Source organism: Streptomyces sp. ActVer (assembly GCF_027270795.1).
GTDB classification, from domain to species: domain Bacteria; phylum Actinomycetota; class Actinomycetes; order Streptomycetales; family Streptomycetaceae; genus Streptomyces; species Streptomyces umbrinus_A.
Genome location: NZ_JAPWHT010000481.1, coordinates 1 through 7636 on the forward strand (window position 1 = coordinate 1; position 7636 = coordinate 7636).

Annotated in this window: 6 protein-coding genes and 1 pseudogene; 3 read left to right on the top strand and 4 right to left on the bottom strand. The window is 72.1% G+C overall.

Features of this window, described 5'->3' with window-relative positions; all coding sequences use genetic code 11:
• Positions 1–410, top strand: a pseudogene (locus tag O3Q52_RS44700) (esterase); the annotation flags it as partial.
• 22 nt (positions 411–432) lie between these two features.
• Here the strand turns inward: O3Q52_RS44700 and O3Q52_RS44705 are convergent.
• Entirely contained in the window at positions 433–1734 is a 1302-nt protein-coding gene (locus tag O3Q52_RS44705) for a DUF6777 domain-containing protein (RefSeq protein WP_269654248.1), read from the bottom strand.
• 164 nt (positions 1735–1898) lie between these two features.
• Here O3Q52_RS44705 and O3Q52_RS44710 point away from each other — a divergent pair, with 164 nt between their 5' ends.
• On the top strand, positions 1899–3176 hold the full coding sequence (locus O3Q52_RS44710) for a streptophobe family protein (protein WP_269654249.1): 1278 nt from the start codon (positions 1899–1901) through the stop codon (positions 3174–3176).
• Positions 3177–3206: 30 nt separating this feature from the next.
• Positions 3207–3854 (top strand): class I SAM-dependent methyltransferase, encoded by a 648-nt coding sequence (locus O3Q52_RS44715; RefSeq protein ID WP_269654250.1) that lies wholly within the window; start codon positions 3207–3209, stop codon positions 3852–3854.
• 82 nt (positions 3855–3936) lie between these two features.
• On the opposite strand, the gene O3Q52_RS44720 is transcribed toward O3Q52_RS44715, so the two are convergent.
• The 3 genes from O3Q52_RS44720 to O3Q52_RS44730 all read right to left on the bottom strand — a co-directional run.
• A complete protein-coding gene (locus tag O3Q52_RS44720; protein ID WP_269654251.1) occupies positions 3937–4935 on the bottom strand; it encodes a serine/threonine-protein kinase in 999 nt (332 codons plus the stop codon).
• A complete protein-coding gene (locus tag O3Q52_RS44725; protein ID WP_269654252.1) occupies positions 4935–5675 on the bottom strand; it encodes a hypothetical protein in 741 nt (246 codons plus the stop codon). The genes O3Q52_RS44720 and O3Q52_RS44725 overlap by 1 nt, the downstream gene beginning before the upstream one ends.
• A gap of 19 nt (positions 5676–5694) precedes the next feature.
• A partial coding sequence (locus O3Q52_RS44730; protein ID WP_269654253.1) for an ABC transporter ATP-binding protein/permease occupies positions 5695–7636 on the bottom strand: 1942 nt, incomplete at its 5' end.

Consider the following 7636-nt stretch of genomic DNA (forward strand, 5'->3'; position numbering starts at 1 on the left):
GCATGGCGACGACGGCCCAGATGGAGTCGCTGGGCAAGCTGAACGGCGAGGCCGCCGAGATCCGCTATCTGCAGCTCGCCGACGCGGGCGCGGTGTGGGTGCTGCGCGGCACGTCCGCCGGACTGACCGCGACGGGCGCCAAGTCCTGGGACCAGGACTCCGCCGGCGTCTCCGGCGTCCCCGAGAAGGGCGACAAGTGGGGCGGCCAGGTCCGGCTCACCGACCCCGACAGGGACGGCCGCTTCGGACTGCTGGCCTCGGCGCCCGGCGAGAACGCCGGTGACGGGTTCGTCTGGGTGCTGTCGGCCGGCGCGGGCGGCATCACGGCCACGGGTTCGTGGACGTACGGCGCCGACGCGCTCGGCGCCCCCTACCTGGGCGCAGCCTTCGGCGCGGCGATCGACGAGTAGACCGTCGGAACGAACCCGGCGCTCAGAGCCCCGGGGAGGTCGCGGCCGACTCCGGGGCACTGTTGCTGGCGGCCGACTCCGTCGTGATGTCGGCCGACGTCGAGTCGGAGGTCTCCGCCGACGGGGGCTCGGACGAGGGCGACTCGGTCTCCGGGGACGGTGACGAGGGTGTCGCCGAGGACGTCTCCGGGCAGGGGCTCGCCGAACCGTTCGGCTTGGCGGTCGTGCCCGGGGGCAGGGACACGCACGGCGAGGCGGAGCTCGGCGACAGTGAACTCTCGGACGGCGAGGGCCGGTCCGTCGGCGGATCCGTCTTCTGATCCTTGTCCCCGGTGTCGCCCTTGTGCCGCTTGAACCAGTCGCCGCTGTCGGGGTCGTAGATCACGAAGACGTTGATGACCTGGGTCGCGGGCGCGACGACCACGACGTTCGACGCCCGGTACGACGGCCAGGAGTCACCGGTCTGCTTGGGCGTGGACTTCAGCGCGACCGGCGGCGTCAGCGGATTTCCGCACGCGCACCGCACCCTGGGCACACCGCGGTCGTCGACTAGGACGGCGGTGCCGGCCTGCAGGACCGCCTGGTAACTGGTGGCCTTGCCGTCGCGGTAGCCGTGGTTGGTCACGCGGGTGTCCATCCGCAGCTGTACGGGGGTGAGCGAGCGCAGATACGCGGGCACACCGGACGGCTGGAGGCCCAGGACCGAGGCGAACGCCTGGTTCTTGGCCGGGGCCTTCTGGAGCGCGGAGATCTGCTTCTCGACGTCGCAGCTGGCCACCTTGCGCGTACCGCCGTAGAGGCCGGGCGCCGAACCCTCCACGCCGCGCGTGACGTTGCCGGACTCGGCGGTCTCCGTCGGCGAAGGCGTCACGGGCGGAGCGGAACTGTCCTCCGCGGTCGACTCGGTGAACGGGTCGGGGCCCGACTTGCCCGCGGCCTGGAGGAAGACCTCTCCGCCGCCCGCGCCCGAGGTGCCACCGTCCGAACGGGTGAAGACGACGACCAGGGTGACGGCGACGACAATCGTGGCGGCGATGACGGCGACACGTGGGGCCGACTGCCACCAGGCCCGGTCGGGTCCCTTTCCGGGGCCCTGGCCCGGCTCGTCCGGACCGGACGGACCGCCTGGACCACCGCCGGACGGACCTGAGGGACCCGACGGCCCGGAGGGACCGCCACCCGATCCGCCGCCCGAAGGACCCGACGGCCCCGAGGGGCCCTGGTCTCCCGGAGGCGGCGGCGTGGGGCTCGGCTGGGTCGGCCCCGACAAGGGGCCGGAGGGCGGTCCTGTGGGGCGGCCGGACGACGGCGGTTCGACGCTCACGAGCTCTTCTTCCCGGCGTAGGGATCCTGCGGCACTTATTGCGTTTCATGCCGCTTCCTTCCACAACGAGCCCATTGTGTGCTCCTGTCCCGTATCGCTCGCAAGCCGACGCGGTCGGCCCTCTCGGCGGGCGCACCGCCGAAGGCCTGCTTAGCGTGGGCAGGGTGAGCCTCCAGACAGTCCCCGACCAGGCAGTGGCCCGCCACGGCTGGATCCACGCCCTGGTGACGGTCCTGGCCGGGCTGATCGCCATGATCGTGGTCGCCGCGCTCGGCCTGTGGGCCGCCGGGGCCGCCGACCTGCCGGACGGCGCGTTCCCCCGGGTCGTCGCGGCCACCGTCGTGGTGGCGGTCGGCGGCTCGATCGAGCTCACCGGAAACGCCGGAGCGATCGCCGAGACCAAGGCAGGGATGTCGGTCACTCCCCTGTCGGTCACCCTCACGGGTGTCCTGGTCGTCGCCGCCGGATTCCTCCGGCCCCTGCGGCACCGGGCCGTCGCGGGCGCCCCCGAACTGGCCGGCTGGGCCGCGAGAATCGCCGTCCTGTGGCTCCTCGCGCTGGCCGCGCTGGCGCTGTCGGCCCGTCAGACCTTCGCGATCTCGCTCGGCGAGGGCATGCTCTCCGACATCGGTGACATCTTCGGGGCCTCGTCGCCCCGGGTCGGCTTCAAGGCCGACGTGCCCGTGACGCTGGCCTTCGGCCTGCTGTGGCTGGCGGGCGTCCTCGTCATCGCACTGCTCGTCTCGCCCAGGGCCCCGCTCCCGGCCCGGCTGCTGCGTTTCCAGGAGTCGGTACGGCCGGCCGCGTACGCCATGGTCGTGCTGCTCCTCGCCTTCGTCGCCCTGGGCGTGGTGATCGCGCTGGTGGTGGCGGTGACGCGCGGCCGTGCGCCGGAGACGCTCGCCGTGGTCCTCCTGGGGCTGCCGAACCTCGTCTGGCTGGTCTTCACGATCGGTCTCGGCGCCTCCTGGGAGGGGCGCGTCGAAGGGCCGTTCGGGCTGCCGATGCCGCGCGTGCTGGACAGCGTGCTGCGGACGCCCGACCTCTCGACCCTCAACCTGCGGACGCTCTCCGAGCAGGACGGCAGGGTGTGGTGGCTCGTGGTCGTCGACGCCGTGCTGCTGCTGGCCGTCGCGTTCCTGATGGCCAAACGCTCACCGGCCCGGACACGGGCCTGGCAGCACGCCGTGCACATGGCGGTGGCGCTCGCCCTCACGGTGCTCACGGTCTGCCTCATCGGCCGGATCGACGCGCACTACGGCTTGTCGCTGCTCGGTATCGGCGACGTCGGCGGCGGCCTGTCCGGTGAACTCTTCCTGCGGCCACAGCTGTGGGGGGCGATCGGCTTCGCCCTGCTCTGGGGCCTGGTCACGGGCTTCGTGGGCGCGCTGCTCGCCTCTCGCGTACGCCACCGCGGCGAGGTGGAGAACCCGAAGGCCTGATGTCAGTGGGGCGTACTACGGTACGCACCCATGATCGAACCGGACTTCCTGCGCACCACCCGAACGGGCTACGACTCCATGGCCGCCCTCTATGCCGAGGCCTTCGCCAACGGTCTGGAGGAGCATCCACTGGACCGGGCCATGCTCATCGCGTTCGCCGACCTCGTGCGGGCGGACGGCGGCGGTCCGGTCGCCGACCTCGGCTGCGGACCGGGCCATGTGACCGGGTTACTCCACTCGCTCGGCCTGGACGCGTCCGGCGTCGACCTGTCGCCGGAGATGATCGCGATCGCCCGGGCGGCCCATCCGGAGCTGCGGTTCGAGGTGGGTTCGATGACCGCCCTGGACCTGGCGGACGGCAGCCTCGGCGGTGCCCTGGCCCGCTACTCGATCATCCACACCCCACCGGAGGAACTGCCGAGGGTATGCGCCGAGTTCCACCGGGTCCTCGCGCCCGGCGGCCGCCTGCTGCTCGCCTTCCAGGCCCACGACGACCCCTCGGAGCTCGCCGAGTCCTTCGACCACAAGGTGGCGCTCGCCTACCACTGGTCCCCCGACCGCGTCTCCGCCCTGCTGAGCGAGACGGGCTTCACCGAGACGGCCCGCCTACGGCAGACAGCCCCACCGGATGCCAAACGCCCCTTCCCGCAGGCTCACCTGCTGCTCAGCAAGGTCTGACATCGGCGCCCCGTCAGGGGCGCGGGGAACTGCGCGACCAGCCCAACCCGGCCCGCACAAGCCCACCGTCCCCAGGCAAGCCTCACCGAGCCGACCCAGGAAACACGGGCCGGGCCCACCCCGGCGGCCCGGGCGGCGGCCCCGGACGCCGAGGCCCGTCCACGGCACGCATGTCCACCTGCGTGGGCGCATGCCCGGCGGCCACGCCCGTCGCCGCCGCACGCAACGCGGTGACAAAGGCAAGACACGACTCGTAACGGTCGTCGGGACTCTTGGCGAGCGCCTTCGCCAGGACCCCGTCGACCGGCTCGGCGAGTTCGGGCCGCTGCGAGGTCAGCGTGGGCGGCTGGTCGTACTGGTGGGCCCACAACAGCGCCATGTCGTCGTCCCGTTGGAAGGGCGGCCGGCCCGTCAGGGTCTCGTGGACCACGCAGGCGAGGCTGTAGACGTCACAGCGGCCGTCGACAGGACGGCCGGAGATCTGCTCGGGCGCCACGTAGTCGAGCGTGCCGACGAACTGGCCGACGGTCGTGAACCCGGTCAGGGACAGCGACTTCTTGGTGAGGCCGAAGTCGGTGAGGTAGACGTGCTCGGGATGGTCGCTGTCCGTGCCCGCCGCGACCAGGATGTTGCCCGGTTTGACGTCCCGGTGGACCAGGCCGTGGTCGTGCGCCGCGTCGAGCGCGGACGCCACCTGGATGGCGATACGGGTGGCGTCCGCGATCGCCAACGGGCCCTCGCGGTCCAGGAGATGGCGCAGGTCTCGACCGGCGACGTACCGCATGGCGATGTAGAGGACGCCGTCGGTCTCGCCCGCCTCGAAGACCGGCACGATGTGTGGGTGGTCGATCGCGGCGGCCACCCGGGACTCGTGCGTGAAGCGTTTGCGGAAGGTGTCGTTGCGGGCCAGTTCCGGGGCGAGCAGTTTCAGGGCGACCGTGCGGTCCAGACGCAGGTCCTTGGCACGGTAGACGACGGCCATGCCGCCGCGTCCGACCTCGCGCTCGATCCGGTAGCCGGCGATCTGCTTGCCGATCAGGTCGGAGGGCCGCCCCGAGTACAGGCTCGTGTCGTGCGGCATCAGCCGTCACCGTCGCCCGTGACGAACCGGGTGGGGGCGTGGCCGCGGTCTTCCCCGGGCTCGGGCGGTTCCGGACCCGTGTCGCCCACGACCCGTGTCGGTTCCGGATCCGTGTTGCCCACGACCTTCGTCGGTTCCGGCGCGATGCCCGGCACGACCTGAGTGGGCTCGGGGGCACCCGACGCGGGCGGCTCGGGGCGGGCCGCGGCAGGCGGCTCGGGTCCGGCCTCGTCATGGGGCCCCGGTCCGTCCTCGACCGGCTTCGGTGTCGCGTACGTGCTCAGCCGGTTGCCGTCGCAGTACACCCACCGCTCGTGCTCGGCCTCGTACAGCCACACGGCCTCGCCGTCGACGACGATGCCGACCCGCATGCCCTGCGTACGGCCGTGGAACTCCTCCCCGTCGAGGCGTCCGGCCGCCAGTTCCTCGACCGTCTGCCGGTAGCGGCCGACCGTCTCCTCGACGCGGGCGAGCAGGGGGCGCGGGTCGGCGGTGCGGGCGAGGGGCTGTCCGGCTGCGGGCGGGTCCTGCGGGACGGCGAGCAGCAGACGGCCGTCGACCCACGCCGACCAGCCGTTGGCGCACAGGACGTGCCCCCAGTCACCGCGCCGCTCGACGAGACGGACCGGCAGGAGGGCGTCGAGCGGCACGGTGGGCCTGGTCGGGTCCGGGGCCTCCCAGGCCGGCAGGCCGTCCTGCGGGACCACGTGGGTGGGGCGGAAGTCCTCGGTCGTCGTCATCGCGCCTGCTTCCTGCGGGCTACTTCCGCATGACTTCGGGTTCGTGCCGCCTCAGCAGCCGGGCGACCAGATAGCCGAAGACGGCCGAGAGGACGACGAGCATGCCCATGTTGAGCAGCCACACGCCCACCGAGTGCTTGAACAGCGGGTCGGCGGTCAGGTCGCCCGGGACGAGCCGGGCAAGGCCGATGGTGCCCGCCATGGCTCCGAGGGCCCACCGGGACGGCACCAGCCAGGACAGCTGCTCGATGCCGGGGACGCCGTCGAGCTTCAGCAGCGCGCCGCAGAACACGACCTGGACGATGGCGAGGAGCACGAGCAGGGGCATCGTGACCTCCTCCTTGCGCACCATCGCGGAGACGAGGAGGCCGAGCATCATCGCGGTGAAGGAGAGCAGGGCGACGGCGACCGTGATCTCGACGAGGGGCGGCATGAGCACTCCCTCGCCGCCGGGCGCGTTCAGGTCGACGCCGAGAAGCGCCACCAGGGTCAGAACGACGGCCTGAAGGACGGTGATCGTGCCGAGGACGACGACCTTGGACATCAGGTACGCCGATCTGGACAGGCCGACGGCCCGTTCTCGCTGGTAGATCACCCGTTCCTTGACCAGTTCTCGTACGGCGTTGGCCGCACCGGTGAGGACCCCGCCGACGCAGAGGATGAGCAGCGCGTTCATCGCCGTCTCCTGCGTCAGCTTGCTGCCGGCCAGGGCCCTGGCCATGGCGCCCATGACGAACGGCAGGGCGATCATGATGGCGAGGAACGTCCGGTCGGCGCTGAGCGCGGCCGCGTACCGGCGCACGAGCGTGCCCAGCTGGGAACCCCAGCTCTGCGCCTTGGGCGGGCGGGAGACCGTGCCCGGGGCCGGGGCGGCCTGGCCGAGGTGCGGCTGGGCGGTGGAGTTGACGATGTACTGCCGGTGCTGGAGCGACGCCAGGTAGTCGCCGGCCCAGTCCCGTTCGCGGTCCCGCTCGAAGGCCTCGAACGCCTCCGGCCACTGTTCGTAGCCGAAGAAGGCGAGGGTCTCGTCGGGCGGCCCGTAGTAGGCGACCTTGCCGCCGGGTGCGAGGACGAGCAGCCGGTCGCAGACGTCGAGGCTGAGGACACTGTGGGTGACCACGATGACGGTCCGCCCGTCGTCGGCGAGGCCGCGCAGCATGTGCATCACGGAGCGGTCCATACCGGGGTCGAGGCCGGAGGTCGGCTCGTCGAGGAAGAGCAGAGAGGGCTTGGTGAGCAGTTCCAGGGCCACGCTGACGCGCTTGCGCTGGCCGCCGGAGAGGCTGTGGATGGGCTGCCCGACGCGCTCTTCCAGGCCCAGCTCCTGTACGACCTCGTCGACCCGGGCCCGGCGCTCGGCCTTCGCGGTGTCCTGCGGGAAGCGCAGCTGGGCCGCGTAGGTGAGGGCCCGCCGCACGGTCAGCTGGGCGTGCAGGATGTCGTCCTGCGGTACGAGTCCGATGCGCTGGCGCAGCTCGGCGTAGTCGCGGTACAGGTCACGGCCGTCGTACAGGACCGTGCCCCGGTCGGCAGGCCGCTGGCCGGTCAGGGCGTTCAGCAGCGTGGACTTTCCGGCGCCGCTGGGCCCGACGACGGCGAGCAGGCATTTCTCGCCGACGGGGAAGGAGACCCGGTCGAGGAGTGTCTTGCGGCCCTTGTCGACGGCGACCGACAGGTCCTGCACGTCGAGGGAGACCTCGCCGGTGTCGACGTACTCCTGCAGTTGGTCGCCGACCAGGCAGAACGCCGAGTGGCCGATGCCTACGATGTCGCCCTCGTCGATGCGGGCGCGCGTGACGGGCTGCCCGTTGAGGAACGTGCCGTTGTGGCTGCCCAGGTCGACGATCTCGTACGTCCCGTCCGGCAGTGCGCGCAGCTCCGCGTGGCGTCTGGACACGATCAGGTCGTCGACGACCAGGTCGTTGTCGCCGCCGCGGCCGATGCCGACCATGCGGGCGGGC